Raw genomic sequence first — 26,381 nt, 5'->3', positions numbered from 1 at the left:
ACGTTTAGATGTGAGATATTACTACTGTATCTTACATTTAAAGCAATATCCTTCTTGGGAGAGTTTTTGGCGTCACAGTAACCTTTATTTTTTAAAAAAGGATGTGCATAATGAGTTATAGGTCTCTAGGTTTGAGAATGTTGTCAAGTGTCAAATCAAAGATGAGAAAGCTGTGTCAGCCTAACAAGCGAGCCTGTTACCTGGTCTCTTTTATTGGCCGAATCAAAAAAAAATGTAGGTATTTGTTTTTAAAGGAGATTGGTGCCCCATGTCTAAATGGTTGCTTGGTGTCTTGTCGCTATTGCTTAGTGGTTGTGGCGGATATCCACAAAATGTATCACCTATACAGCAGTTCGACTTGAATAGATATCTCGGGAAGTGGTACGAAGTTGCCCGCTTAGATCATTCTTTTGAACGAGGTCTTGAGCAGGTTAGTGCTGAATACACCTCTCTTGGCAATGGTCAGGTAAAGGTTGTTAATCGTGGTTTTTCAAATACAAAGAATGAATGGAAAGAAGCGGTCGGAAAGGCCTTTTTAGCTGGGGAAATTAATGAGGGATACCTCAAGGTCTCTTTTTTTGGACCTTTTTACAGCTCGTATGTGGTTTTCGGTCTTGATGAGGAAAATTATCAATATGCCTATGTCTCCGGATTTAATCACAACTATCTTTGGCTACTTTCGCGCACCCCTAAGGTTGAAAAAGAAATTATAAGCCACTTTGTTGAAACTGCAAAAGAGAAAGGTTTTGATACGGAGGCACTCATTTATGTGAAACAGAAATAAAAGCAACAGGTGGGAAGATTATTTTATAGAAGTGGAGCAATAAGGAAAAGTTGCTCATATAACCTAGCTATTCAGTAATGGATACAATCTAAATACTTTAATCAAAAACAGAGGAGGAGATATGCCACATATTGTTCTGGAAAACATAAACTCAACCAAAGCCGCTTTTGATGCTGTACAGCCTTTCGCAAATAAGATAGACGGTGGAATATTAAAGGTTGTAGATAAATACATTAATGCTAGCGAGCAGAGTGCCTTGATCGAATCTTTAGCGATTGAGAATGGAGTTAATCAAAACTTTTTTGTTCAACTTTCACAAAAAAAATCGAGCCTTACCGTTAGATTATTTCCACTCACAGATCCCGAAAAGACAAACGGGGTTAAACTTATTATGGCCACAATTGCTAAACAAATAAAAAATACAGATAGCACAATTGAGTATGGAAAAAATAATTTAGAAGATTTTTTGATTCATTGATTAAGTCAAGACTACCATGCTGCATGGTAGTCTTGATATCATAAAAAAAGGTATACCCTTTGATTTATTACTCTAGTTCAAACGCCTCATCCCCAATCAGAGCAAGAGCCTTTTCAACATTGAAATAAATTAAAAATCTTTCTATACTATCGTCTTCGTTTGCAGATGTTCTTCGCGATAAAGAGGCAATAAGCTCTTTATCTTGTACTTCTTCTGTCATGGTGAGATAGAGTCGAATACCTTTAAAATCTCCCTCTTTCTCAATAAAGAGATAGTTCGCTTTGACGTTCTCTTGTAGGTTTGCCCTTGTCAGTTTATCACGTGTTACAAATGCTATACTGTTTTTACCAGTTACATGAGGCTTGGCATAAACAGCGCTGTTTACCTCACCTTTATTGTTTGCTGTCGAAATAACTCCAACCCCAGATTGTCCTGCAAAGTATTCTTGTAATCTCATATAAACTCACCATTTTGCTGCGTGTTATAGTTTTTTTTCTACTAGCCTTATTTCATATTCTTTTATTAATTTGCATATACTTGCAAAATTAGTGCTCTAAAGAAAAATACAACCGGGATGGACAAATGGTAACTGGTACTACTATTTATGTGTCAGTAGACGAGTTTGAGACCTTTTTGTTGATATGACACTTAAATGCATAACCAGAGGCCATAGAAGACCCCAGATAACTGCAAGTGTACCGAGCGAAGGGAGTAGCTCCCAGTTGAAGTGGGCAGCACCCATACGAACACCTGCCCAATAAGCAATTGGTCCTCCAAGAGTTCCAAAGAGCATAGCAAGCAGTGGCTTTTTTTGTAGCCAGGCCAGGCTATGATTCGGTGTTATGGCTAGCCCCAACCAGATAACCAGTAACCAGAAAGGTATTGGAAATCCTGTTTCAGTAAAAGAGAAAAAGCCAACTTGATGTAGAGTTCCATCTAGCAACAGCCCTGCCACAAACAGGGCTCCAATCATCCGCAAGTCTGCACTTTTCGTTGCTGAATAAAATAGATGGGCGCATAGTAACAATAGACCAAACCATGCACCGCTATTACCGCCAAGAATAGACAGGAACCAGATCGACTGGTAGATAAGGACATTGATTAATGTTTTCATAGGTCTATGGCTGTCGATTGCCAGGTCGGGTTGCAACAACGTGGACAACACTTATGGATCGCTCCAGAAAACCACCTTGGCAGTAACAGAGGTAGAAATCCCATAACCTTTTGAATGTCTCATCATATCCTTTCTTGTGTAGACTAGCGTATGCCTTGTGGAAACGGTGGCGCCATTCTTCTATTGTTCTGGCATAGTCAAAACCAAAATCATCAATCTGGCGAATAACCATGTCAGTTTTGTCCGTAATCAACTGTACCATTCTGTTGTTTGAAGGGACACAACCACCTGGGAAAATATATCGCTGGATAAAGTCGACGTTGTTGACATACTGTTTGTATTTCTGGTCGGCAATGGTGATGGCTTGAATTAACATTTTTCCATCAGGTTTGAGGAGTGCACCGCATTTGTGAAAAAATTCTGGAAGAAATCGATTTCCCACCGCCTCTATCATTTCGATACTGACGAGCTTGTCATATTGTCCGTTCAGATCTCTATAATCACTTTGTAATAGGGTTATCTTCTTGTTGAGTCCGGTAGCAGCTATTCTCCTTTTTGCTTCTTGGTGTTGGGCGTCGGAAATGGTTGTTGTTGTCACATGGCAACCGTATTTTCCGGCAGCATATATTGCAAATCCTCCCCAGCCTGTTCCGATTTCAATAACGGTGTCTGTCGGTTGCAGATCGAGCTTCTGGCATATAGTTTCAAGCTTATGTTGTTGGGCCTCTTCGAGGGATGCATTCTGATTGGGATATATGGCCGATGAATACATCATTGATGGATCAAGAAAAGCCCCGTACAGATCATTGCCGAGGTCGTAATGAGCGATAATGTTCCGTTTTGAGCCACTCTTATTATTGGCATTGAGGAAATGCCTCACAATATTAACTGGCCTGAGTAACCAGGCAAGGCCCTTTTCCATCCGATCAAGCAGGGACATGTTGAGCACCATTATTCTAACCAGTGAGGTTAAGTCATCAACATCCCAAAGTTTATCTATGTATGCTTCGCCAGCCCCAATTGAGCCACCAAAGAGAATGTTTTGATAGGCAATGGGGTGGTGGATAGTCAAAAGTGCCTGGGGGTGACTCCCATCACCAAAGCTCCATTGTTGATCTCCTTCTTGGATAATAAGCTGGCCGAATTGAAGGCCAGAAAGCATTTTCATAAGGAGAGATCGTGACCAACGGGTAGCAAAAGTTCTATCGGCCTTTGTTGGCTGGGACTTAGATATATTTGTCATGCTATTCATATCGTCTCCTTTTTGTAAGTAATATAGGGAACACCTTTTATATAGATTTTCAATGCTTGCCAGTAAATTCCAGCCACCATAGCAATGGTCATTGCTGGTTTTCTTAGTAGCTCGTGGCGCACTGATTTTAAAGTGAGTGGCCGTCTTTTTAGGTCGAGCCTGGCGGTAAAAATATGGCCCCGCTCATCATTGACATCTATTTGAACGAAAGTTGTTTCAGTCGGAGCTTTGAGTCCCCATCGATAATGTTGGTTGAGCGGGTTAAAAGGGGATACATGAAATTGTTTTGGGTTCTCAGGAGTTAAGTCACTTTCGGTGATATAATGGCAATATTGATGCCGGTCATTCCAAGGTATATTAGATACTTCTGCCATGAAATGGCTTAATTTCCCAAGACTGTCATAGCCGTAATAGAAGTTTACCGGACTAAAATAGAGGCCCAGAGTTCGCATATTCATTAACCCGTAAACCTGACCTTCAACCGTATGGCCTGTTAATTCCAGCATCTTCTCTTTAATAGCATCGGCGAGAGGGATGTCTGGATCACCATAGTAGTCCGGGCGGTGATAGCGACTGAGTGCCCATTTTGAGGTGGAAAACCATTTCCCTAGATAAGGTAGTTGGTCCAGTTCATCGAGGTTGAGAAACCACATAAAAAGCGGATACTGGAAATGATGTTTTTTGGGAATTTGCCTGCTGTGGGCTATTGTGCCAATATAAAGTGAAGGTTTCATAATCCCTTCTCCAGTGCAGCGGCCACCCGCAGACCACTTTTAACGCCGTCTTCATGGAAGCCGTTAAACCAGTAGGCTCCACAGAAGTGACTACGATTTTTTCCAGAAATATTTTCCCATTTTTCTTGAGCCTGGATTGCATCTTTGGTGAAGATGGGGTGGTTGTAGTTAAAGGTGCGAAGTATATGTTGTTCAGAAATATCCTGGTTGAGCGTCACAAGGTAGGTGTGTTGTTTAGTAAGTCTCTGCAGGATATTCATATTGTAGGTAAGGGTCGTCTGCTCTTTTGCCGCATCAACCATATTGTAGTTCCAGCTGGCCCAGGCAAGTTTTCTCTTTGGCAGAAAAGAGGTATCCGTATGCAGAATCACCCTGTTTGCTGAAGCTGTAAACTCTGTTAAGAGAGAGGTTTCTTTGTTGGTGGGGCGAGCAAGAAGAGACAGGGCCTGATTGCCATGGCAGGCGAAAACGACTTGGTCAAAAGGCACTGTTTCCTCTTCGGTAACGATATTAATTAATGTGTCTTCACGTTCAACACGAATAACCGGTGTGCTTAGCTGGATATGATCTTTAAACGAGGCTGTTAGAGGTGCGATATAGCTACTTGAACCACCAATGATTGAGCGCCATTGTGGTCTGTTGACCAAATTGAGCAGGCCATGGTTGTCGAAAAACTTTACAAAAAAATGTAGGGGAAAGTCCATACAACTTTCCAGTCCCATGGACCAGATTGCTGATATCATCGGTAATAGATAGTTTTCTTTAAAGATGGGGGAGTATTTTTTTACTGCCAAAAAGTCACCGATGGTTAGGTCCTGATCTTTTTTTGCGGCTACTACCACTTCTTTATTAAACCGAACAATGTCTACGATCATCCTAAGGAAGCGCGGGCTGATAATATTCCTGCGTTGGGCAAAGAGGCTGTTGAGATTGTTGCCGTTATATTCAAGACCTATGGCGTCGTTTTTTACCGAAAAACTCATTTCGGTGGGCTGGGCTACGACGCCAACGCTCTCCATGAGTTCGATAAAGTGCGGGTAGGTGTGGTCGTTAAATACGATAAATCCAGTATCAATGTTTGAAACCTCTCCCTCTTTTTCTACCTGTACGGTATGGGTGTGGCCGCCAATATAATCGGCTGCCTCATAAACCGTTATATCATGGTGTGGTGCAAGCTTATGGGCGCAAGTAAGTCCCGAGATACCAGAGCCAATGATTGCAATTTTCTGACGACTCATTATTTTACCATTTTACTACCAATTTTAGTCCAGAGAGGACTAGGGAGAAGCGCGAGAAGTTTGAGAAGCACGGTAAATCGTTTTGGGAAATGAACTTCAGCTCTTTTTTTAGAGAGGCCGTTTCTAATGTAGTTACTTGCCTGCTCAACAGATATCCGAAATGGCATGGGAAAATCGTTGAGGTCTGTTAACGGAGTTTTGACAAATCCTGGACAGATAAGGCTGACAGTAATATTTTCCTGGTGGAGATCTATGCGCAGGGTATTGATCATATATGCTATTGCGGCCTTTGATGCACCGTAGGCTTCCGCACGTGGAAGTGGCACGTAGGCGGCAGAACTGCCCACCGCGGCCAAGTGTCCCGTTGCACTCTTACGAAGAAGGGGTAAGACAGCTTCGATGGAGATGGCCATAGATTCAACATTGGATCGCATTACTCTCTGGATGAGGCTACTGTCAAACTGAGGGAGATCGACATATTCGCAGGTGCCTGCATTGAGAATAGCAAGGTCGACAGACTCTAGGGTTGAAAACCAGACAAGAGTTGCCTCTTTATCGGTGAGATCCACCTTGCCAGTGGATAGCCCGTGGGAACGAAGTTCTTCAAGGGCCTGCTCGTTTCTACCAAGAGCGTAGACTTCGTGACCTTCAGCATGGTAATCCATGGCGAGCTGTCGTCCTATGCCGGAAGTAGCGCCTGTAATTACTATTTTCATTTGCCAAGTCCCTTTTTGATCCATGTTATAATACGGCCAAGAAGTGGCACATGCTCATACAGCATTGCCCCAAGGTCAAAGTAGTCCCGGTGATAATATACTTTGTTATGTTCATCAAATTTCAAGTGGGTCATTCCATCGATGGTGATCGGTTTACCACCGGCGAGGCTCTTGTGGCTGAAAGTCATTTTCCAACTGACGTAGCCATAATTTTCAACAACGACAGGTTCGTTAAATGAAAAATATATGGAGTCGATGTTTTTATAGAGGGATGCAAAGTATTCTGTGAGATTCGCAATACCGTTAACCTCGTGGGCGGGATCAATAAACTGCACATCATCTCTATAGATATTTTTTAGAGTTTCGAGATTGTGAGCGTTTAATTTCTGGTACGTATGAAGAAAGGTTTTCATCTATCCTGTCTCCTTAACACTGTTCAGTTATTGAGTAAGGCTGCAAGTAGATCTTCTCGGAGTGTATCATCGAGAGGAGCGTTAGGTGCCAGCCAGATACTGAAATATATTTTTGCGAAATCGGCTGATTTAACAAAAGCCACAATTTCCTTGTTGAACGAGAGATGTGGTCATCTGGTCTTTATTATTGTAGCACAGTGTATAGCTATCTCCGTCTGTAATGTTTTCATATCCTTGATGTAGCGGTTTAATATCACTTAGTAAACTGGCCAATTGTTCTTTCGAGAACTGGTCGTCTAGAACCTTATTTGCTACTTCTATAAAGTATTTTTTTCGATATCAACTTGATACTCGAGGTGCAAACATTTGGAGATTTCAGCATTGAGTATATCTTTTATACCTGAGAATTTTGAGCTGTACAGGGATGCGTCATACACTTTTATAAATCCAAGGTAATACGCTTCTCCCTCTCCCAGTTTTTGCATACTGCTAGTAACAGGGCTGGCATAAATTCTATTGGTTGCAAAAAATGATAAGAAAAATATTATTAGAAAGTTACGAATCGTAGTCATCATCTCATCCTGTCACTATGCTATTTTCGGAAGATGATTGTTATCTCACCGACCTCGAATCCAAATTTTGACATGGTAGCCTTATTAATGAGCATATCGTCATTTAATAAAAACATCCAATCGTCAAAGTTTATTTTCCAGGTAGAATCATCGACTTTTAGATTTAATTGGTACTGCCAGTTGAGCACATTTCCGTAGTGATCCTCCCCCGATATTGTGGAGTTAATATGGACTCGTTATAATATGAGTAACAGGAGGCTCACATGATTATACAAAAGCGTAGAAAGGGATGCAGATTTTAAACGTAGTACTGTCCTTTTAAGTTTAGAACCTGTTAGAACTATTATAGAAATTGCCGAGAACCTAGGCATTCATGTGGATTTGATCTATCAATGGAGAAAAAATATGAAGAGTAGGGAGAGATAGCGTTCCCTGGTAACGGTATTTTAGCCCTTACTTCTGAGCAGAAAAAGATCAAAGCGCTTGAGAAAGAATTGAAGAATATCAATATGGAGAGGGACATTCTAAAAAAAGCCATGGCCATTTTCAGCAGGACACAGTGATGCATTATACTTTTATCAGGAATCATCACTCTCGTTTCACTGTGAAGAAAATGTGCCAGACTCTTTTGATCTCAGAGAGTGGCTACTATCGTTGGTTGCAGGAACCAATTTCAAAGCGCTGCAGAGAGAATAATATTCTTAAAAATCTCATCCAGGAGCTCTATGTTGAGCATGGTGGAATGGTTGGTAGTCCTATGGTTACTGCTGATTTGCGAGCAGAGGCTCAGGTTGCAGATGTGGGGAAAAAGCGTGTCGCTCGAATTATGAAAGAGTCTTCAATGCAGTGTAAGTCTCTAAAGAAGTTCAAAACTACGACTGAGTCGAATCATGCTTTTCCGGTTGCACCAAATATCTTGAACAGAAATTTCACTGTGGCAGCCCCAACAAGGTTTGGGTTGGTGATATAACCTACATCAAGGTAGGTAGCAAGTGGGTATATTTATCTGTTTTTATAGACCTTTATTCTATAATAGTTGTTGTTTGGAATCTGAGTACGTCACTTGAAAAAGAATCTACAATCTGGGCATTACGTAAAGCAATTTTGCGAAGAAACCCAACCAAAGAAATGCTTGTCCATAGCGACAGAGGTGTTCAGTACGCAAGCAAGGAATATAGACAGCTACTCCAAGAAAAAGACTTCAGGCAAAGTATGAGTCGTAAGGGTAATTGCTGGGATAATGCTGTTGCAGAGTCTTTTTTTTATACGTTGAAAACACAATATATCCATCATAGGAGTTTTAGAGATATTGAAGCAGCAAAATACGGACTTTTCCAGTACATCGAGGCATACTACAACCGCAGAAGAAGACATTCAGCTAATGGCTACAAAAGTTCTGCAGAGTTCGAAGAGCAGTTTGATTTGTTGCAAAAATTAGCTTAACTAAGGCTCCACAAAACTGGGGTAAGATCACAAGTCTTTCATTACTAAAAGCAAAAAGGCTGTACGCCTGCCTGTGCTGATGAGCAAGCAAGAAGTATCCTTCCTGCTCTCTTTTGTCAGGGACGCCATCTACTCATGGCCAACTTATGTATGGTTGTGGTTTACGAATTTTAGAGTGCCACCGACTATGGGACAAGGATATCGATTTTGCCCAAGCATATATCATCGTCAAGCAGGTAAAAGGTGGCAACGATCGAGCCATCCCTGTTCCCCAAAAAGTTAAAACCGCTCTCAAGCAACACGTTGAAAAAAGCTAGCAGTGACGCGTAGTGGAATGAAGGATATGAAAAAGAGCTGCTACTGACAGCTCGCCATTCCACTACGCTCCACTGCTATAGCTGTAGTCTGATAGCTGTCGTTTCACTATTTCTGCACCGGTCGGGTATGGCAGAAGAGACAGCGGAACTTTGACGGATGTTCAGCGGAAAGGGCATTTTCCTTGGCAGGTCCATGGCACGACATACAGTACTGCTCCGCCTCCTTCTTTTTCATGCTATAGAAACGTTTGTGATCGCTGTCCATGGGCAGGGGAGAGGTGCTCTTCTCTGGAGCGCTTAGTAAAAAGGCCAGGACGCCTGCGCAAAAAACACCAAAGATTATATTAAGGAGGAGTCTGTTCTTGCCCCTGCCAACTGTTTTATTCTTCATAAATATTCACTTTTTTATGGATGATGTCCCAGCCATTTCAACTGTATCAAATTTTAAAATTTTACTGCGCATACCAAGGGTCATTGCCTCCGAGAGCAGGGTGGCAAGCACTTGACCTCTGCCGCTGATATCCAAAATTCGGCGCTGCATCCTCTGACTCTTAATGACTGCCTCTAATTCGGGGTGGTCTTTGCAGCCAGCGATCTCTTCTGCCACGGCAATACCGGAGACAATTGCCGGATAGATACCCTCGCCGGTAAGTCCCGAGGCCAGACCCGCCGCATCTCCTGTGAGGAAGATATTATTATCCGAGCCAAAGCGATAGCCCCGATAGTCGTAGTTAATATATCCCGCCGTACACCTCTCCTGCTCCAGCCCATAGCCCTGAGCTTTGGCCCAGACAAGGAAACGTCTCTTCAACTCTGTAGGCGAAAAAATACTCCTATCTGCATAGGCGCCAATGGAGATGGTATTCTGGTGGGGAAAGATCCAGGCATAGCCGTTAACAAAGAGATCGGGGCGCAGATGCCACTCCATCTTCTCGGCCCTGCCCCTGATCTGAAAATTGAGACCAAGGCCTATATGCTTTACCGGCTGGCCCAAATACCGTCTCACCAGGGAGGAAGATCCGTCCGCCCCGACCAGATATTTAAAGGCTACGCTATAGTCCCTTCCTGTTTTTCTCTCCCGGACAGTTATTTTTTCAGCCCCTATCTGCAGGGCCTGTTCTTCCGTGCGAATAACGGCTCCGGCCTCTTGCGCCTGTTCGGCCATGCTCCTGCCCAAATGTTCCCGATTAAGGGTGGCAACAATGGGATGATCTGCTTCAATGCAACAGGACTGGTAGCGGCTGAAGAGATGTTGTTTGGCAAAGTCTCTCTCGGTGGCAAAGCCCGGCATATGTCGCATAAGGCCGTTCCAGGTAATGCCACCGGCACAGACCTTGCGACCAATTTGGCCATTACGCTCTAAAACAAGGACAGAGTAGCCCCGCTTACCTGCCTCTTTTGCACAGGCAAGTCCTGCCGGGCCTGCCCCGATTATGACGATATCGAAAAATTCCATGCTGGTGCTCTCTAATCACTAAAGACTCAGGTGTAGGGTTGCTAAAATCAGCCAGGGTCCAAACTATAAAGTCTGTGTAATAAATACTGGCCAGATAGACCTATTTTTTTGGATGAATTTTTCAATATAACGCAGAAAATTAAAGAAGGGGATATTTTTCAACCTTTGCTAAGACCGGGACAAAAAAAAAGCCATTTCAAGGCCGAAGCATTGAAATGGCTTTTGAACTCAATCAGGGCAAAGAACTATCCCTGACTGAAAGCAGCCCTAATATACTCATGGTTCAAGCGGGCAATATTGCGAATATCAATACCCTTCGGGCACTGCATTTCACATTCACGGGCATTGGTACAGTTACCAAATCCTTCCTTATCCATGGCTTCAAGCATAGACAGGGCACGTCGTTTTCTTTCCGGCTCTCCCTGGGGCAGGAGGCACAGCTGAGATACCTTGGCGCTGGTAAAGAGCATGGCCGCCCCATTAGGACAACTTGCCACACAGGCACCGCAACCGATACAGGCAGCTGCATCCATGGCCAGCTCTGCCTTTACAGAGGCGATGGGAATGGCGTTGCCATCGGGTGTACCACCGGTGTTGACGGAGACAAAACCACCTGCCTGCATGATTCTATCAAGTGCTGAACGGTCAACAATGAGATCTTTCTTGATGGTGAACACCTTGGAGCGAAAGGGCTCAATAACGATGGTGTCACCGCTTTCAAAATGACGCATATGGAGTTGACAGAGGGTGGTCTTCTTCTCTGGGCCATGGGCGATACCGTTAACTACTGCCCCACACATACCACAGATGCCTTCGCGACAGTCATGGTCAAAGGCTACCGGTTCGATGGCCTTTTTGGTGAGATCCTCGTTCAGTACATCGAGCATCTCCAGAAAAGACATATCGGTGTCAATTCCCTGCAGGTCATAGCTCTCAAAGTCTCCAACGCTCTCGCTGTTCTGCTGTCTCCAGATCTTTACTGTAATATCTATACTCATTTTATTACCTCATAAATCCTATTCGATTTTCTTACCAGAAACCTATTTATAGCTACGTTGAGAGGGCTGGATTGCCTCAAAGGTGAGCTCTTCACGGTGGAGAAGCGGCTCATCTTCGCCTTGACACTCCCAAACGGCAACATGGGAGTACTTCTCATCGTTACGAAGGGCCTCACTCTCCTCTGTCTGACTCTCCTCCCGGAGATGACAGCCGCAGGACTCCGCACGCTCCAGGGCGTCCCGAACCATGATATCGGCAAATTCAAGAAAATCTGCCACTCGGCCGGCGCGTTCCAGAGTCTGGTTGAGATCCTTGCCCTTACCAGGGATATAGACATGCTTCCAGAATTTTTCTTTGAGAGGAGGCAGGAGCTCAAGGGCCTTTTCAAGACCCTCTTTATTACGAGCCATACCACAGTAATTCCACATGATATGACCAAGTTCCTTATGGATCTCATCCACGGTAACATGCTGGTCGGTGACCGCACCGCCGGAGTTGGCCAGGAGCTTTTCTATCCGGGCCTCGACATCGGCCTTTGACTGCTTGAAGTCCTTGTTCTCAACAGAAACCTTGCTAAAGCTATTAGAGCCAAAGTAGTTTGCCAGGGTGTTGCCAATGATAAAATAACCGTCGGCAAGTCCCTGCATAAGGGCAGATGCGCCCAGACGATTGGCACCATGATCGGAGAAGTTACACTCACCCAGTGCGAAGAGACCGGGAATTGTTGTCTGCAGGTTGTAATCAACCCAGAGACCACCCATAGTATAGTGAACAGCAGGGTAGATGAGCATGGGCTCATTGACGGGGTTGCTGGCGGTAATCTTCTCGTACATCTCAAAGAGGTTACCGTATTTCTTGACGATGGTGTCAAGACCGTCACGTTTGATCGCATCGGCAAAGTCCAGGTAGACGGCAAGTCCACTTGGGCCAACGCCCTTACCTGCATCGCACTGGTTCTTGGCATTACGGGAGGCAACGTCACGTGGCACCAGATTACCAAAACTTGGATAGATGCGTTCGAGATAATAATCGCGCTCATCCTCGGGGATATCGGCAGGCGATCTCTTGTCATCCTTGGCCTTTGGCACCCAGACCCGACCGTCATTACGAAGACTTTCACTCATCAGGGTCAGCTTCGACTGATAGTCGCCGTGGACTGGAATACAGGTGGGATGAATCTGGACAAAGCAGGGATTGGCAAAGCCAGCACCCTTCTTATAGGCGCGCCAGGCAGCGGTAACGTTTGAGGCCATGGCATTGGTGGAGAGAAAATAGGCATTGCCATAACCGCCCGTTGCCAGGATCACCGCATCGGCTGAGTAGGTCTCTATCTCACCGGTATAGATATCACGGGTGGTGATGCCGCGTGCCTGGCCGTCGGTGATGACAACGTCCATCAACTCCTGACGGCAGAACATCTCAATCTTTCCGGCACCTACCTGGCGGGAGAGAGAGCTGTAGGCTCCAAGGAGGAGTTGCTGTCCTGTTTGACCACGGGCATAGAATGTACGTGAAACCTGGGCACCACCAAAGGATCTGTTGGCGAGGGTTCCACCGTATTCGCGGGCAAAGGGGACGCCCTGAGCAACGCACTGGTCGATGATATTATTACTTACCTGGGCAAGACGATAGACATTTGCCTCACGGGCTCTAAAATCGCCACCCTTCAGGGTATCGTGAAAGAGGCGAAAGACGGAATCACCATCGTTCTGGTAGTTCTTGGCGGCATTGATTCCACCCTGGGCGGCAATGGAGTGTGCTCTACGGGGACTGTCCTGAATACAGAAGGCCTTTACCTGATAGCCCTGTTCGGCAAGGGTGCCCGCAGCAGATGCTCCGGCAAGCCCTGTGCCCACAACGATTACAGAGAATTTTCTGCGGTTTGCCGGGTTAACGAGTTTGCTTTTAAAAATACAGTTATCCCACTTTTCAGCCAGAGGTCCTTCGGGAATGCATGCATCGAGTTTCATAGTTTTACCTCAAAAAAATATGGCAGGGCCTTGGCCCTAAATCCATTTAATGATTCTTTTGCTAGAAATTTGCGCCAAGTCCAGTCAGGAAATACAGGGTAACTCCCCCAAAAATCACAAAGAAAAACAGTGGAACAATGTATGTGAGATTATGGATGAGGTCATTGTAGCGAGGATGGTTGACACCAAAGGTCTGTAGCATACTCCAAAAACCGTGGGAGAGATGAAGAGCGAGAACAGCAAAAGAGATTAGGTAAAAGATACCAAAAGAGAAGTCACCTAAACGTTCTTCAACAAGAGTTGAGATAGGTATATCTTTTCCGCCGAAGGTGAAAACGGCAAGGTGAAAGATGAGGAACAGGAAGATAAAGAGGCCACTCCAGTGCATTGTCTTGGAGGCGAGCGAGTATTTAACCGTTCGCACCGACACAGCATAGCGGGAATCGCTTTCGGTCCTGTTTTCAAAAAAGAGGTATAGTCCAAAGCAGATATGGGCCAGCAGTACGACTGCCAGTCCTGAGCTAAAGAGGACAACCACAAGGGGTACAGCATGAAGGGCATGTGCATATGTCAGGAAGGCCTCGCTTCCAAAAAATATGATTGCATTTCCTGCCGCATGTACGCAGAGAAAGAGGATGAGTAATAGACCGGTAAAGGCCATGACAAACTTCTTCCCAATTGATGAAGCAACAAACTTAACGAACCACATAGAACTCTCCTTTTTTACTATGATGGAAATTTGGAAACAAATACTTATACCCTAGCCCGAAAAATTTTGATAGAAAAAATAAATTTTTTTTATGTATAAATATCTTGACCCCATAGAGGGTTTGAGTTTTAACAAAGGCTCTTTTTTAAACCTATTTTTATAGAGACGATATAATGAGATTCTCAGCGATACTTTTTGATTTAGATGGCGCCCTGGTGGACAGCATAGAGGATTTGGCTGCCTCCTGTAATAAGGTGCTGGCGGCGCGCAATTTTCCTGTGCACAGGGTAGAAGACTATAATTTTTTCGTAGGTGACGGTCTGGATGTGCTTATGGAGCGGATCGTCCCTCCGGGAACTTCTGCAGAGGTGCTTGTTGCCTGCTGTCAGGAGTTCGGCCTTCACTATCAGGAGTGCTGGCATGAAAATAGTACGCCATATAAGGGCATTAAGCAAATGATTAATGATCTGAGAGAGGCGGAAATTCCTCTCGGTATTCTCTCAAATAAGCCCGATGCCTTTACCCAAAAGGTGGTGGAGTTCTTTTTTCCGGAGCATCCCTTTACCTATATATCAGGCCAGAGGGCGGATGTGCCTAAAAAACCCAATGCTGCCGGCGCCCTGCTTGCGGCCCGGACCATGGGCATCGAGGCTCAGGAGATGCTCTTTATTGGAGATACCTCGGTTGATATGCAGACAGGCAAGAACAGTGGCATGACCAGTCTCGGGGTCAGCTGGGGTTTTCGACCCATTAAAGAGTTACGCGCCCACAGGGCTGATTTTATTGTTAACACACCACAGGAGATTGTCGAATTATGCCTGTAACGCCTGCTGATATTTTCCCAATTGCCCAGTATATTGCACCACCCATGGTTGGTGCCTTTATTGGTTATCTTACCAATAAGATTGCCATCAAGATGCTCTTTCGCCCCCTCAACCCCTGGCATATCTTTGGCATGCGGGTGCCCATGACCCCCGGTGTCATTCCGGCAAAGCGGCATGAACTTGCCGAAAATATGGGACGAATGGTTGCCGATTATCTCATTACCGGCACAGAAGTACAAAAAGCGATAGAGCAAAAACACGTACAGGCACAAGTCCACGATAAGATACAGGCCCGGGGCGAAGCCCTGGCCCAGAGGGATCTTGGCACCCTCCAGTCCCTGTTGCCTCCTCAATTCTCCTGCTACTATGGACTGGCCGTTGACTATCTCTCCTATAAGATAAAGGATGGGGTGAGTAGCTTTATCGGCTCGGATCAGTTTGCCCGACAGTTAAGAGATGTTCTCCAGGATATCAGCGATAAATTTCTTGCCGAAAAGCTCTCCTCCCTTCTAGCTGAGGAGCAACAAGCCGAACTGCTTGTATCTCTGCAGACATCCCTATCCGGACACCTGGGACGCTTTTTGTCCAGCCCCGCCTGTGAGCAATGGCTTGAAAATGCTGTCCATACCAAGGTGCAGGATGCCTTTCAGCAAAACAGCAGTCTCGCGGACATTTTACCAGAGGCCTCCTACGGTCTCTTGAAAGGGCTGGTGGAAAAACAGGTTCAGCCTCTGCTCGCCGGTGTTGGCGGACTTTTAGCCACAGACGATGTACGCGAAAAAATTATTGACGGAGCCTGCGGTGGAGTAGAGAGCTTTATTGCTTCCATGGGACCCATGGGGGCAATGGTCGGGAACTTTATTAAAATGGAGACGGTACGTGCTAAAATTGCCGACTATCTGGACGAAAAAGAGGAGGATATTCTTGCCTGGATTCAGGGAGACGTGGTAGGGGAACGAGTTACCGCTCTCTTAAACGACCAGTTGGGAAAACTCTTTGCCGCCCCCATGGCCGATCTGGTAAGAGATATTGAACCACAGCAGCTAGAGGCCCTAAGCAAGGGCATTAGCCACGGCCTCTTTAAACAATTACAGGATGAGCAGTTGCAGGGGGTTTTGACAGAGACATTTACCGATAGCATTAAGGGCTATATGACAGGTGATCACTCAATCCAAGAGGCCCTGGCCGATCTTTTGGGGCAGGAGAAAGTCGCCCTTCTACAGGAAAGCCTCCTCGATAAAAGCCTGACTGCCCTTCGCTCCGAGCGCATCAACGAGGTTATCTCTACCGCCGTCGATTCGCTGCTGACAAAGGGATTGGCCTGTAAAATAGGTAAGCTGTCCCGCTTTCTTAATGAAAATATGCGGGACAGTATCTATCAATCCCTGCAGAGCTACCTGACCAAGACCGTTTCCAGGGAGTTGCCGGGGATGGTGAAATCCTTCAACCTGCAGCAGATTGTAGCCGATAAGGTTGACTCCCTTGACCTCCTTAAACTCGAACAGCTTCTCCTCTCCATCATGGAAGAACAGTTCAAGTATATCAATCTCTTTGGTGCCCTCCTTGGTTTTATCCTCGGCTGCATCAACCTCTTCTTTCTGGCCCTTGCCTAGCGCGAAGCGGGGGCAAAAAGTAACTCATTGGATTAAGTGACTGGAATCAAGCAGCTTTCAATCGGCATGCCGATTGAAAGCTACCTGGTTATTGATTAGGAGATGTGTCGGGATCGGTGATAGTTTCAGTAAGACTATCTTTAACTATTTTAATAACTACCAGGGTTAGGTCGTCTTTTTTATTTTTTCCCTTTGAAAACTGAGCGTGTTCTTCGAAAATCTCATCTAAAATTTTTTTTGCACTAGCTGTACTGTTCTGGCGAATGAGTTTCATCAATCACTGTTTGCCACATTCTCCATGTCTGTTGCTTCCTTCCCATATACCATCGGTACCAACATTTATTTCTTCGGAAGGTCAAACTTCAGCTTTCTCAGGCAACAAGCTTCCATATGATTCTGCCTCCTGAAATTATTAAGGTTATTGATAAAAACATTTTCACCAATCGCTGATCGATACGGTGCATTGCTCTTGTGCCAATGGTGCCACCAGCAAGAGCTGCTAACGATGCCACTACAACGGTAGTTATATTGAGCGAACCCATGGCGGCATAGGCGATAAAGCCTGTGAAAGAAGAAAATGGGACGGCCATCGCTGTGATCATTGCAATATGATGCGAACGAAACCGCATGGCATATAAGGCGGGGATGATCACACCTCCACCGCCTACCCCCAGCATGCCAGATACCACACCCGAAACTGCCCCGATCAAGGCTCCGCCTACTGGTGGACAGGTGTTTCGTTCCTCTTTTTGCTGACTTTTCCGTGCAGGAGCAATCATCAAAAAACCGGAAAAGACCATGAATCCAGCAAATACCCCGGAGAGAATATTATGCGGAATTAAGGTGGAAACCCATGCCCCCAGAGGGGCAGCCGGGAGGGAAAACAGTATCAATAACCACCATGGGCCGGGTTTGAATTTACCTGTTTTGAGGTTATAGATGGTGCCCCCGCCGAGGCTTACTGTATTAACAAGTAAGGCGATGGGACGGGCGACACCTCCAGGAACTCCAATGGCGATAAGCGCGGGAACTAAAGCCACAGCACTTCCCACGCCACCCAGGGCAAAGATAAAACTCAAACAAAATGCTAGTAGGGCAATAGTCAGTAGCATCTTTATCCACAGTTGCAGTCTGTTTGAGCTTGAACCTTGTGTACGCCTGCTCCAAACAATGGGCCTGGTTTTAGGGTCTTCAACATTTCAGGAAGTCCCTGGGCAATAATCGACACCTCGTCAAAACCTTTTGCAATGAGATAGGCGAGTCCCACACTTGAGCGCCAGGAGCCGTTGGAGAACAAAATAACCGGCCTGTTTTTAGGAACTTCTTCGAGCCTCTCTGGAAGCTCATTTATCGGTATACTTTTGGCAAATGGCAGGGAAAAGGCCTCAACCTCTTCCCAGGTTCGCAGGTCCAGCAAGAATACATTGTTTTTGATCAGCTTTGGCAGGGCCGCGGCAGGTGTATTAAAATCCCCATTCCCGAATGCCACAAAATCCATCTCCCTGAAATACCCCTGTAAATTTTTCATATCGCTTCCTTAGTTACACTGCTGTTGGTTTGTTGACGTTTTGCGGCTGAACACTCTGGACGAAGAGAATAGCTTCACCATTTCCTCTGAACTAGCCAGTAGGGTCCGCACAGCTGTTATGCCCTCTGCCCTTAGATAAAAGGCAGCCATGCTTGCCCGAACAACCGAAGTACAAAATACAATAATGGGTTGATTCTGGGGCAGCTCCCCCAGTCGATCGGGTAACTGATTCAGTGGTATATGCAGCACATTTTTAAACCTCACAAAACCTGCCTCTTCTTCTGTTCGCACATCCAGGAAGACGGCATCTTCTGAATTTTCGAGGCAATCGGCGGCCATGTTGAGCGTTACACCATGTTTACCTTCTGCAAAGAATTGCAAATCCATTTCTCTTAGTGTTCTATCTAGTTGATTCACTCTTTTAGTCCTTGTGGATGCTTTGCCAGCAACAGATCCGTTCGTGGCAAATTATTATTGGAACCTTGTTACACCGGTCGCCACCCTCTTAATTGCAACAGCCGCAACCCCTGTTTTGCTGGTCTTCCTTTGCCTCTTTTTCAGTTGTCCCCTTTTTACGAACCCTGCTTAGTTGCGGGGATCTCTTCGAGTTCAATTGCACAGCACTCCTTTTTTTTAGAGCCTCCGAAAAGTTTCCCCAAAATGCGCCCATTCTTCTTCATAGTTTTTTCCTTTAGTAATGGTGAGTTGTGTTTTTTGTCCGCTACCGAAGTTAACTTGCCGGATGCGTATCAACCGCCCTCTGGCAAAGCTATTCCTAGGCAAGCATGAGGTTGAAGGAAAAACCGCCAATTACCGCCGTGGCGAAAATAACCGCCACAATGGATGCCACAAGGCGTTTACGGAAAATGCTGGCCAGCATGCTCATTTCAGGGATTGCCATTCCTGCTCCCCCGATAATCAATGCTATTACCGCTCCCATACTCATACCCTTCTCAGCCAGGGCCATACCAATAGGAATGGCTGTTTCAGCCCTGATATAGAGTGGAATACCGATGATGGCAGCAATAGGAATAGCGAATGGATTCTGTGGCCCAGCCAGTGAGATCACAAATTCCTGTGGCATATAGCCGTATATGCCTGCACCAATTGCCACACCAATAAGGAGAAAGGGGAGTACGGCCCTGAAATCCTTCCAGGCAGAGGCAAATGAACGCTTAAGTTTTCCTGAAAAAGATAGGTTTTCTTTCTGTTTACCCTCACCACAGCAGCTTGGTCGTATTTGCACATTTTTGACCCACGCTGCTCCACCGACTCTTTCCAAAACGATGCCAAAAACGATCGATCCCAGAAAGGTGATGGCAAAGTAGAGCACACATGCCTTTAAGCCCATGAGTGCTGCCACCATTGCTATAATTATGGGATTTAACAGTGGTGAGGCGATAACAAAGGACATAACCGGCCCAAATGGTGCGCCAGCCTTGAGTAGGCCCAAAGTCATCGGAATAGTGGAGCAGGCACAAAATGGGGTTAACGAACCGACTGTTGCCGCCAGAACATTGCCCAAAATGCCACGTCTGGATAACCAATCTCTTAACTTTTCCTGGGGGATATACATCAATGCTAAAGCGACTAAGGTGCTGATTCCAAGAAATAAAACTGTCAATTCTGCAGTGATGAAAAGGAAAAATTCAATAGTTTTTGTAAATGAGTTCATTTAGAGAGTCTCCGATTGGTTGACGATGTCAACCAAATAGTTAAATAAATCCATGCCTGTATCGATGGACAGAACGTACCTTACTTTTCTTACCCTGATGCTAGCTGTGAATTTAACGATCTGAAATACTATCTGCGCAGTGCCGCTGCCATCTCTAATAGGGCATTGGCTATATTGTCTGACTGTTTAGCAGGCACCTTGCTTAGCACAGCAGATAGGCGATCGGCATAACCTTGTGCTACATTTTCAAGAATACTCTTTCCCTTGTCTGTAGGAACCACACAGCAGACGCGAGCATCTTCATAGGATTTGATCTTTTGGATATACCCTTTTTTCTCAAGGCGATTAACGATGCGAGTGGCGCCACTTTTTGTAAAGTTAAGCTTATTCCCTATATGCTGTACCGGACAGTCATTGGTGGTAGCAGAGGTCTCCAAGGCAAGATATTCCGGCATTGAAAGATCCTCACAGCATTGACCGTCCAGCCCTTTGGGACCAAATTGCCAGACAATTTCTATCAGGGCTCTACTGAGCTTGATGGATTTCTTAGGATCTATGGCTTCTAACTTTTTCATAAGGTTCTCCGAGATTATCTTATAGCTTCTGGCTGTAAGTGGTTTCAACTATAAACCAATCAACATGCAAATAGGTTGACGCCATCAACTTTAACCGTAGTGGTTGACGTCGTCAACCTATTTTGTGGATATTTACAAAGTAGTTTAAAAGATACGAAAGAATGCGTTCTTATAAGGAGGCAAACTCTTTAACTGATATGTCCATTGCGCATATAGATCTCGGCCTAACAAGCTAGCTGTGGCCAGATCTAGATTGCGAGGAATAGAGCCAGATAGTTTGGTGTAAAATTAGAACCTGCCTAGAAGACGTACTGCCAATATTGAGTTGGTAACAGGTAGCCCCCTCATTTATCTTTTAGGCTCCAATCGGTAAGCCGACCCCCACTAACGAATCCCAAAACCTTACTTTTTCGATCTAAGCATTTAAAACAATAAGACTTTCTTATCAACATTCTGTTTGGAAGTTTTTATTCAATGGCGTTCAACCATTATTCTCACGGGAATGGTGGGCCCGCTAACCTCACCTATGTCCCCATTCCTCCCTCTTTGCCATGTCTTTTTTCCCTATAATCCTAGCGCCATCCTTTAACCATCAGCCAACACCCTCTGAACGAAAGGAATGGATAGCTGCTACTTACAGGATAACATTGCACCATACCAAGCTAATAAATTTAAATCATTGATCATAATATAAAAATAATGTAGAGATTTATTGGGTTTTTTAAGCCAAGCCCTTGTAAGGGATGCTCTTGGAAAAAAGATCAGTTCTGTCTCCTTTTTCGATCCTGCCATTTAGTAAAGAGGGCAGACCTTCCTTTTCGGGAGGGCGGCAAGGGGTAAGATCCGTGGCAGATATCTGGCATTGGCTTTCCTGCGATTGTTTGGTCGTTTCTTAAATAAATTGATTTGAACTGGTGGAATTATTCCAACTTATCTCAGGCATTAATATTTTTTGCGGAGGGTTGATTATAAGCCAGCTGATATCAAGGCATTCTTTTTAGAAGAACAACGATACATCCATTGAAAAGCTCAGTTGTTCGGCAGGTTTCGAAGGGAAAGGGAATTTACCCTTAGATGGTTTTTAGTAAAATAGCTTGTTAAGACAAATTTAAATTTGAGGTAAAAATGTTGCATCAAAAGTCGTATAAAAAAAAATATAACGCGGTAACTGCCTTGGCCGTTGGTGCCTTTCTGCTAACCATGAACAGCAGTAATGTCTTTGCCGATCCTGTGATTACTGTCGATGGACAGTCCACCACCTGCACTACAGGTGGTAGTGGAGGCTATCAATATAATGATGTACATAATACAAAAGAAGTTCTGCGTATTACGCCCTCTGCAGATGTGAAAGATGTACATATCTCTTTTGCCGGGAGTGCTGAAGAGGTTAAAGAGGGGATAGAGGTATTTGGGGTTGAAGAGGGTAAAGCCAATGTCTTGGGGATTGGGGTAGAAATTCTTGCTGACGGAAGAGATTCTGCCAAGCGTAATCTGGAAGTTGTTTCAGATGCCAATATCACCCTTGATCTGCACAATGAATCCGGTGAAGGTATTGCGGCAGGTATTTTTGTGCCCGTAGGTGAGAGTGTTGCCGATGATTCTCATATTCTTGTCGAGAATAAGGGACGTATTCTTGCAAAAGAGTCTCTAAGCAGTAGCCCAAATCACAATGTTGGTATGGTGGTTGAGCGACAAGATAGTACTGGGGAAAATTTAGCTGTAGTAATGAGAAATTCTGGCACCATTGATGTATCCACTGACCAGGAGGCACTGGGCATGTGGTCTGAAGGCGTTGGACATGCTGGGGATATTCTCACCCTTAACAATGCCGCAGATGGCAAGATTATTGTCAGTGACTCTGATAGCATAGCCATGGGGTCCGGCGCGCCCTATGTCAGCCCCCTAGGTGATCAACATGACCGGGATAGTATCGACAGTGAGGAGCCGGTGATCGGGATTACAATGCTCAATAAAGGGACAATTAGCGTTGTTCATGGTGGCGTAATTACGGGTACCCATGCAGGGAAAAAGCTGGATGGCCATCACACCCGGGGGATGAGAGGTACCGGCGGGAATTTTATTGTAAACAGTGGCAGCATACTGGGTGGAGAAGACACCATTGTCACAGCCATTGATGGTAATGGTGAGGGTTCAACCACTATCAACTCTGGAGTAATTGATCTGAAGGGCAACTACTCCGTAGGTATGATGAGTGATCCCTATACTCATACCGAGAACAGGGGAACCATCACTGTCTCTCAATCGGTGGATGATGTGGATCATTCGCCTTCCAGTGCCATGAAGTCTGTCTATTATCCTGCCGCTGGTGAAGAGATGTCTGATCCAGCCTTAGATATGGCTCTTAATACCGGTACCGGCACAATTAAACTGGGTGGGGGGGCAATCGGTTTTGAGCTGGTAAGTAGAGATGCCTTTGAGGACCAGGAGGATGCACCTGTCCATATGACTGATGCCTTGGGGATTAACCTCGGCGAAATCAGCTCATTTTCCCCCCTTGTCGGAGAAGATCCTGCCCCGGCCAAGTCTTTTAGGGTTACTGGTGGCGGTGCTGTCGGGGTTAATGCTGCAGATCTTGCTGATAAGGTACAGCTCAGAGAGGGTGGTAATTTTCTCCTCATTGGTAATCCCGAAGGGGCGGAGAAGACTATCGCCAGAATACAGGTAAGGGACCCAGGTGATGCCACCTATGAAGGTCATTCGGCTAATTCCTGGATTCATGTGGGCATGGATGCAGAGGATAAAAAAGCTCTTGCAGGCTCAAAATTTAATGAGATTAGGGGGTACTTGAACAGTCCCGCAAACTTTGCCATTAAAAGAATTCAGTTACAGGGTAATGCTGTTGAGTCCGAGCATGACAATCAGCATGCTCATCTCAGCGTAGCTGACGGCGCAACTGTTTCAGTTGGAAAATTTGATTTGACCAATGCTCATATCGTCACCCAGGACAGTTCTCAGGCTAAGATTAGTAATCTGAACCTTTATGGCCAGAATAAAATCAGTGTAAGAGATACCTCTCATCTGACTGTCGAGACAGTAACTGCGCCTTATCATACAAATTCCGCTATTGAAGTGGAGAAAGGTGCAGTTTTAACCACCTCCTACGATTTATTGGCAACGGGGAGTTCTATAGCAGATACCAGTGAATTCTCTTTTGCTGGTCAGGGAACTATTGATCTTGTTAGTTCTGATGTTTATGACCAAGAGAGAATCACTTCTTTTGAAACTAGCTTCAAAAGCCAATATTCTGATTTTAAAGGAAGTTTCTTATATAGTGGCTTTGATATGGGTGATGGGCCTATCGACCTTGGGCTGGCTGAAATCATAGACAGTCCTGAAAAGGAAATAAAGCTGACTGTTCCTGAGGACTCTGTTGACAAGACTCAAATCTCTTTTGCTAAGGGCACACCGATGGGGGCGCAAAGCTATGAACTTCCCGATACCGTTGCGGAAGTTAAGGTGAGTAAGGGGACAGTGCTTTCCCTTAGGGGGAGTTCTAGTGGAGAAGAATCCCTGCTAAAAGGTGGGGCAGAGGAAAAATCTGTGAATGTTGGTGGAGGAAGTGTTCTTAATCTTGGCGCCAAAGGTGAGGTTGCAACCGAGAAAAGGACTCAGGGAACGCTTGACGCTAAGGTTGAGCTGGTTGCAGCTGACGACTCTTCGGCTCCAAAAACCGAGCTTAATGTTAGAAATGGAGATTTTTCCATCACGGCTTTAACAGCCCAAAGTGGAACGACTGTTAATATTGGTGATAGCCAGGGGCAGGGGCAAGGCTCGTTGGCCCTTGAAACAGCATCACTTGGTGGCAAAGTAAACATTAAAAAGGGAACTCTTTCCGTCAAGGAATTAACAGCCACAGAAGAGACGGTTATTAATATTGGTAATAGTCAGGGCCAAGGCTCGCTGGCTCTTGAAACAGCGTCTCTTAATGGAGCTATGCTCTTTGCCGATCCCAATTGGTTAGATAGTACGGAACTTGCTAAAGCTAAAGATGCCTCCCATGTAAGCATTGTTAATTTTGGAACTGGTGCTGATAGTAATGTTATTAACGGCCATTTAGTGGCTGGACAAAATTCTATTATTGCCCTGGGTACAACCGATGCTGGTGATGTTGATAATATTGTTAAAAAAATCACAGAGGACAATAACACAACCTGGGGCCGCACTGGGGTAACAGCTGCCGTCTATCTTGATGGCCCTTATAAAGTTGGTGCTGCCGGCTCCCTTACCGTAGATGGTTCTCGCGTCACGGCGCCAACTGGGGCAGATGTACCAGTTGGCGGAACAGCTACATTTGCTGACAATTCTCTGTTGGTGGTTGATGTAACCAATCTGGCTGGACAACCTGCTATTACTGCGGATACGGTAACTATTTCCAACAAGGCATTTGTAGGTGTTAAGGGTGCACTTGTCGGGGAAAAATATACCATGACAAGTACTGGCGATAACTGGCTACTGGCTAATATCTATCTTTATAACCAACTCCAGGAAGTTGCTTCTTTAGTTGACGGTAGTTTTACGACTAAAAGTGCCGGTACCGCCGCCACCCTCTATGGTGCTCGGGGAAATACTGCAAGCTTCCTGACTAATTACAACGAACGTGGTTATGAAGTGCTTGGAGTTACATCCACCAATTATATGAAGGGTATTTTGCGTGGCGCTAGCCCAACAAGCGGCGGACAGGCAACGGAGGCATCTGCCAATATTGCCGGAGTTGGTGGTATTGCCCATGTAAATACCATTGCCTCTGCTCTGGTACTTGATCTCGCCCAGAAACACACGGATATAACCGGTGATTACAGCACAGGTATCTATTTTCAACCTCTTTATCAAAAAAGCGATATTAGCGGTATGAATATAGGTAACTATAGCACCGATATGGATATTGATCTTTACGGTGCAGCCTTAGGTGCTGATAGCGTGCTTGGTGATTTTCTCTACGGTGGAGCCTTCACCTATGGTGCTGGTAAGGTATCTGGTGAAGGATTTACATCTTCTGCCGATACAGACAGTGATTTCTACGGCCTAACCATGTATGGAGCTTACAACCTCTCTAATGCTATGCAGATTAGTGTGGATGCTCTTTATACAGCAATGTCTTCTGACACAAGATATTCAACTCTCAAGGCCGATGGCATTGACTCCTATGTACTTGGTACGGGGGTAAAGGCTAGTTATCTGTTTGAGCTGGGAGATACCGTTGTCAGCCCATATGCTGGTATGCGTTATCAATATTATAAGCAAGATGCTTATACAAACGATGTTTTTGCCGTAAATGCAAGCAGCATGGACACCTGGATAATCCCTATGGGTGTTAAGTATATGTATAAGTTTGCCGCAGCTGACAGTGGATTGCAATTTAACATTGCTGCTGATGCCGGGGTGAATTTTGCCTTTGGTGATACCGATTTTACCAGCAGAAGTACCCTGATTGGCACACCGGAGACTTTACCTTTAATAACAGATGTTTATGATGATGTTACCGGCAAACTGTCTGTCGACCTGATTGCCGAAAGAGGACAGCTTTTCGGTAGCTTCGGCGTAAACACTGCGATCTCTTCGCATATTAGCAGTTTGGGTGCAAACCTGAAATTCGGCTTCCGTTTCTAATCTCTAAAAACTGGACGGTTGCTTTCTAAAGAGGGGAACCGTTTAGGCTTTGGGTGGAGCAGGAAAATCGATATGGAAAAATGCAGATGAGGTAAATAGCGATTGGTATGCTTTAAATAAAACCTTGATTTTTCAAACACAACCGAAATTTAACCGAAAAAGACAAGGGCACTTATGGGAAAATCCCATAAGTGCCCTTGCCATTCTGATGGAGCAACTTGCTTAGGCTCAATCGATAACTAATTACACCCCACCTTCCTCTCTTCCCCACCATTCATCCCCAGCTAGCCAATTACCATTTCCCGGCAGGGAAGGGTGGCATTTTCCTCCCTCCAACCTGCTT

General features: G+C 45.2%; 27 protein-coding genes and 1 pseudogene. 8 read left to right on the top strand and 20 right to left on the bottom strand.

Annotation, left to right across the window (positions count from 1 at the left end; all coding sequences use genetic code 11):
• Nucleotides 1-268 precede the first annotated feature (268 nt).
• A complete protein-coding gene (locus tag DP_RS10995; protein ID WP_011189395.1) occupies nucleotides 269-784 on the top strand; it encodes a lipocalin family protein in 516 nt (171 codons plus the stop codon).
• Nucleotides 785-905: 121 nt separating this feature from the next.
• The gene (locus DP_RS10990) at nucleotides 906-1,262 is read left to right on the top strand and encodes a hypothetical protein (protein ID WP_011189394.1); all 357 of its coding nucleotides are present in this window, start codon (nucleotides 906-908) and stop codon (nucleotides 1,260-1,262) included.
• A 67-nt stretch (nucleotides 1,263-1,329) separates the two neighbouring features.
• Here the strand turns inward: DP_RS10990 and DP_RS10985 are convergent, their stop codons facing one another.
• The 9 genes from DP_RS10985 to DP_RS19255 all read right to left on the bottom strand — a co-directional run bounded on the left by DP_RS10985 (nucleotide 1,330) and on the right by DP_RS19255 (nucleotide 7,516).
• A complete protein-coding gene (locus DP_RS10985; protein ID WP_011189393.1) occupies nucleotides 1,330-1,719 on the bottom strand; it encodes a pyridoxamine 5'-phosphate oxidase family protein in 390 nt (129 codons plus the stop codon).
• Nucleotides 1,720-1,860: 141 nt separating this feature from the next.
• A complete protein-coding gene (locus tag DP_RS10980; RefSeq protein ID WP_156792278.1) occupies nucleotides 1,861-2,376 on the bottom strand; it encodes a DUF2878 domain-containing protein in 516 nt (171 codons plus the stop codon).
• Between the two features lie 4 nt (nucleotides 2,377-2,380).
• The gene (locus DP_RS10975) at nucleotides 2,381-3,628 is read right to left on the bottom strand and encodes an SAM-dependent methyltransferase (protein ID WP_011189391.1); all 1,248 of its coding nucleotides are present in this window, start codon (nucleotides 3,626-3,628) and stop codon (nucleotides 2,381-2,383) included.
• Entirely contained in the window at nucleotides 3,625-4,362 is a 738-nt protein-coding gene (locus tag DP_RS10970; protein WP_011189390.1) for a DUF1365 domain-containing protein, read from the bottom strand. Before DP_RS10970 ends, DP_RS10975 begins: the two co-directional genes overlap by 4 nt.
• A complete protein-coding gene (locus tag DP_RS10965; protein ID WP_011189389.1) occupies nucleotides 4,359-5,600 on the bottom strand; it encodes an NAD(P)/FAD-dependent oxidoreductase in 1,242 nt (413 codons plus the stop codon). The genes DP_RS10970 and DP_RS10965 overlap by 4 nt, the downstream gene beginning before the upstream one ends.
• On the bottom strand, nucleotides 5,600-6,316 hold the full coding sequence (locus DP_RS10960; RefSeq protein WP_011189388.1) for an SDR family NAD(P)-dependent oxidoreductase: 717 nt from the start codon (nucleotides 6,314-6,316) through the stop codon (nucleotides 5,600-5,602). Before DP_RS10960 ends, DP_RS10965 begins: the two co-directional genes overlap by 1 nt.
• Nucleotides 6,313-6,729: a nuclear transport factor 2 family protein gene (locus tag DP_RS10955; protein ID WP_011189387.1), complete on the bottom strand. Its 417-nt coding sequence runs from the start codon at nucleotides 6,727-6,729 to the stop codon at nucleotides 6,313-6,315. The genes DP_RS10960 and DP_RS10955 overlap by 4 nt, the downstream gene beginning before the upstream one ends.
• Before the next feature lie 317 nt (nucleotides 6,730-7,046).
• Nucleotides 7,047-7,304 (bottom strand): hypothetical protein, encoded by a 258-nt coding sequence (locus DP_RS10950; RefSeq protein WP_011189385.1) that lies wholly within the window; start codon nucleotides 7,302-7,304, stop codon nucleotides 7,047-7,049.
• Nucleotides 7,305-7,321: 17 nt separating this feature from the next.
• A complete protein-coding gene (locus DP_RS19255; RefSeq protein ID WP_407637902.1) occupies nucleotides 7,322-7,516 on the bottom strand; it encodes a DUF3833 family protein in 195 nt (64 codons plus the stop codon).
• 73 nt (nucleotides 7,517-7,589) lie between these two features.
• Between DP_RS19255 and DP_RS17520 the strand changes: the two are divergent.
• A pseudogene (locus DP_RS17520) lies at nucleotides 7,590-8,744 on the top strand (IS3 family transposase); the annotation flags it as partial.
• A 146-nt stretch (nucleotides 8,745-8,890) separates the two neighbouring features.
• On the top strand, nucleotides 8,891-9,061 hold the full coding sequence (locus DP_RS19250) for a tyrosine-type recombinase/integrase (protein WP_083818977.1): 171 nt from the start codon (nucleotides 8,891-8,893) through the stop codon (nucleotides 9,059-9,061).
• Nucleotides 9,062-9,167: 106 nt separating this feature from the next.
• On the opposite strand, the gene DP_RS10935 is transcribed toward DP_RS19250, so the two are convergent.
• The 5 genes from DP_RS10935 to DP_RS10915 all read right to left on the bottom strand — a co-directional run bounded on the left by DP_RS10935 (nucleotide 9,168) and on the right by DP_RS10915 (nucleotide 14,195).
• Nucleotides 9,168-9,452 (bottom strand): hypothetical protein, encoded by a 285-nt coding sequence (locus tag DP_RS10935; protein ID WP_011189380.1) that lies wholly within the window; start codon nucleotides 9,450-9,452, stop codon nucleotides 9,168-9,170.
• Nucleotides 9,453-9,458: 6 nt separating this feature from the next.
• Nucleotides 9,459-10,517, bottom strand: a complete 1,059-nt coding sequence (locus tag DP_RS10930) for an NAD(P)/FAD-dependent oxidoreductase (RefSeq protein ID WP_011189379.1) — start codon at nucleotides 10,515-10,517, stop codon at nucleotides 9,459-9,461.
• A 245-nt stretch (nucleotides 10,518-10,762) separates the two neighbouring features.
• A complete protein-coding gene (locus DP_RS10925; RefSeq protein ID WP_011189378.1) occupies nucleotides 10,763-11,515 on the bottom strand; it encodes a succinate dehydrogenase/fumarate reductase iron-sulfur subunit in 753 nt (250 codons plus the stop codon).
• A gap of 42 nt (nucleotides 11,516-11,557) precedes the next feature.
• Complete coding sequence (locus DP_RS10920) at nucleotides 11,558-13,486, bottom strand: fumarate reductase/succinate dehydrogenase flavoprotein subunit (RefSeq protein WP_011189377.1); 1,929 nt, start codon at nucleotides 13,484-13,486, stop codon at nucleotides 11,558-11,560.
• Between the two features lie 61 nt (nucleotides 13,487-13,547).
• The gene (locus DP_RS10915) at nucleotides 13,548-14,195 is read right to left on the bottom strand and encodes a succinate dehydrogenase cytochrome b subunit (RefSeq protein WP_011189376.1); all 648 of its coding nucleotides are present in this window, start codon (nucleotides 14,193-14,195) and stop codon (nucleotides 13,548-13,550) included.
• Between the two features lie 173 nt (nucleotides 14,196-14,368).
• On the opposite strand from DP_RS10915, the gene DP_RS10910 reads away from it, so the two are divergent.
• Both DP_RS10910 and DP_RS10905 read left to right on the top strand, forming a co-directional pair.
• A complete protein-coding gene (locus DP_RS10910; protein ID WP_011189375.1) occupies nucleotides 14,369-15,019 on the top strand; it encodes an HAD family hydrolase in 651 nt (216 codons plus the stop codon).
• Nucleotides 15,010-16,632, top strand: a complete 1,623-nt coding sequence (locus tag DP_RS10905; protein WP_011189374.1) for a DUF445 family protein — start codon at nucleotides 15,010-15,012, stop codon at nucleotides 16,630-16,632. The genes DP_RS10910 and DP_RS10905 overlap by 10 nt, the downstream gene beginning before the upstream one ends.
• Before the next feature lie 88 nt (nucleotides 16,633-16,720).
• Here DP_RS10905 and DP_RS10900 read toward each other — a convergent pair whose 3' ends face one another.
• The 6 genes from DP_RS10900 to DP_RS10875 form a co-directional block, all read right to left on the bottom strand.
• Nucleotides 16,721-16,906 carry a hypothetical protein gene (locus DP_RS10900; RefSeq protein ID WP_041277916.1) on the bottom strand — a complete coding sequence of 62 codons (186 nt, stop codon included), beginning with the start codon at nucleotides 16,904-16,906 and terminating at the stop codon, nucleotides 16,721-16,723.
• Between the two features lie 97 nt (nucleotides 16,907-17,003).
• The gene (locus tag DP_RS10895; protein ID WP_011189373.1) at nucleotides 17,004-17,744 is read right to left on the bottom strand and encodes a sulfite exporter TauE/SafE family protein; all 741 of its coding nucleotides are present in this window, start codon (nucleotides 17,742-17,744) and stop codon (nucleotides 17,004-17,006) included.
• Nucleotides 17,745-17,746: 2 nt separating this feature from the next.
• The gene (locus DP_RS10890) at nucleotides 17,747-18,160 is read right to left on the bottom strand and encodes a rhodanese-like domain-containing protein (protein WP_011189372.1); all 414 of its coding nucleotides are present in this window, start codon (nucleotides 18,158-18,160) and stop codon (nucleotides 17,747-17,749) included.
• Between the two features lie 9 nt (nucleotides 18,161-18,169).
• Nucleotides 18,170-18,577 carry a rhodanese-like domain-containing protein gene (locus DP_RS10885; RefSeq protein ID WP_156792277.1) on the bottom strand — a complete coding sequence of 136 codons (408 nt, stop codon included), beginning with the start codon at nucleotides 18,575-18,577 and terminating at the stop codon, nucleotides 18,170-18,172.
• 358 nt (nucleotides 18,578-18,935) lie between these two features.
• The gene (locus tag DP_RS10880; protein ID WP_011189370.1) at nucleotides 18,936-19,835 is read right to left on the bottom strand and encodes a permease; all 900 of its coding nucleotides are present in this window, start codon (nucleotides 19,833-19,835) and stop codon (nucleotides 18,936-18,938) included.
• Nucleotides 19,836-19,963: 128 nt separating this feature from the next.
• A complete protein-coding gene (locus DP_RS10875) occupies nucleotides 19,964-20,410 on the bottom strand; it encodes a MarR family winged helix-turn-helix transcriptional regulator (RefSeq protein ID WP_156792276.1) in 447 nt (148 codons plus the stop codon).
• Nucleotides 20,411-21,535: 1,125 nt separating this feature from the next.
• On the opposite strand from DP_RS10875, the gene DP_RS10870 reads away from it, so the two are divergent.
• Nucleotides 21,536-26,038 (top strand): autotransporter family protein, encoded by a 4,503-nt coding sequence (locus DP_RS10870; protein WP_011189368.1) that lies wholly within the window; start codon nucleotides 21,536-21,538, stop codon nucleotides 26,036-26,038.
• A 49-nt stretch (nucleotides 26,039-26,087) separates the two neighbouring features.
• A complete protein-coding gene (locus DP_RS18000) occupies nucleotides 26,088-26,264 on the top strand; it encodes a hypothetical protein (protein ID WP_156792275.1) in 177 nt (58 codons plus the stop codon).
• Nucleotides 26,265-26,381 lie beyond the last annotated feature (117 nt).

The sequence above is a fragment of the Desulfotalea psychrophila LSv54 genome, from assembly GCF_000025945.1.
GTDB lineage: Bacteria > Desulfobacterota > Desulfobulbia > Desulfobulbales > Desulfocapsaceae > Desulfotalea > Desulfotalea psychrophila.
Note: the sequence above shows the minus strand (reverse complement) of the source record. Positions and strands in the feature narration are given on the sequence as shown.